This is a genomic window from Bifidobacterium sp. UBA4282 (assembly GCF_002394995.1).
GTDB classification, from domain to species: Bacteria; Actinomycetota; Actinomycetes; order Actinomycetales; family Bifidobacteriaceae; genus Bifidobacterium; species Bifidobacterium pullorum_B.
In genome coordinates this window covers 15811-17070 of record NZ_DGVO01000002.1, presented here as the reverse complement: position 1 = coordinate 17070, position 1260 = coordinate 15811, and the positions used below count along the sequence as shown (strand labels likewise).

Below are 1260 nucleotides of genomic sequence, written 5' to 3'. Positions count from 1 at the left end.
CCTGGTCGCCCGCGCCCTGCGCCTCATAGCGTTCCTCGCGGCTGGCGGTCGATTCGCGTTCGCGATTCAGCCGTTCCACACCCTGGTTGATCTCCGCGCTCTGTTCGGTCAGGGATACCAACACGCCGCATGAGTCGGCGTCCAATCCGATCCGGGAGCTGGTGTACCCGATGTCGCGCACGGTGGAGCGCACGATGCTCTGGATGTCGCTGTAGCCCTCGCTGGTGACCTCACCGAACACGAAGAACTGTCCGGTGGTGGCCGATGTCTCCACGGCCACGTGCGAGTGCGGATCCTGGCGCAGCATGTCATCCAGGATCGCATCCGAAATCTGGTCGCAGACCTTGTCGGGGTGGCCCTCGGTCACCGACTCCGCCGTGATCAGTCGTGGTTCATTCATCCGTAAGCTCCTTCTGACAGTCATGGGCAAGCCCTCCTCAGCCCAACTCCGAAAGGGCCCGCCACCGACCATCCGCCTCATACGCAACGTCCCGGCCGGCCCCGTGTGCTGCACGGTTCCCGGTCGGGACGCACTCATGGCCGTGAGCGGTTCCGGCATCAAGCCTCGGACACGTCCGCCGACGATGTACCGGCTCAGTTGCCTTCGCTCAGATCGTCCTCGCCGAGCGTCTCCTCGAGCAGACCGCTGTCGATCTCACGGAACGCGATGGACAGCGGCTTCTCCTGGTTCTGGTATTCGACCAGCGGGCCGACGTTCTGCAGCAGGCCCTCGTTGAGCTGGGTGAAGTACGAGTTGATCTGACGGGCGCGCTTGGCCGCGAAGATGGCGAGCGCGTACTTGGAGTCAGCATACTCCATCAGATCGTCGATGGGCGGATCCGCCAGACCCTGCGGGGTGGGATCGGTACCGAAAGCCATATGATGTTCTCCCATGCTTGAGAATACGTATTCCAACCGTGCAAGTATACCCCACTGCCCCGATATCCTGCCTCGTTCCACGATGTGACCAGCGGCGGGCCGCGGCGGGCCGTTCTCGACTTGAATGGTCGGTATGGAAATGCGTTCTGAAAAACTCATGAAGGACCGCACCTTTGCGGGTGCGCGCGCCCTGTACCGCGCCGCCGGCGTCGACGCCAAGGATTTCGGCAAGCCGATCGTCGCCATTGCCAACTCGTTCACCGAATTCGTGCCCGGCCATGTGCATCTGCAGCAGGTGGGCCGCATCGTCTCCGAGGCCGTCAAGGCCGCCGGCGGCATCCCGCGCGAGTTCAACGCCATCGCCATCGACGACGGCATCGC

The 1260-nt window shown here is 63.6% G+C and carries 3 protein-coding genes; 1 reads left to right on the top strand and 2 read right to left on the bottom strand.

All coding sequences use genetic code 11. The features are described from left to right. Together B4C31_RS00135 and rpoZ are read right to left on the bottom strand one after the other, a co-directional pair. The coding region (locus tag B4C31_RS00135) for an S-adenosylmethionine synthetase N-terminal domain-containing protein (protein WP_291530834.1) at positions 1-400 on the bottom strand (400 nt) is incomplete at its 3' end. A 194-nt stretch (positions 401-594) separates the two neighbouring features. Beyond that, positions 595-879 carry a DNA-directed RNA polymerase subunit omega gene (gene rpoZ, locus B4C31_RS00130; protein WP_291530833.1) on the bottom strand — a complete coding sequence of 95 codons (285 nt, stop codon included), beginning with the start codon at positions 877-879 and terminating at the stop codon, positions 595-597. A gap of 133 nt (positions 880-1012) precedes the next feature. Here rpoZ and B4C31_RS00125 point away from each other — a divergent pair. Then, positions 1013-1260, top strand: a 248-nt coding sequence (locus B4C31_RS00125; RefSeq protein WP_291530832.1) for a dihydroxy-acid dehydratase, incomplete at its 3' end; no start/stop codon positions are given.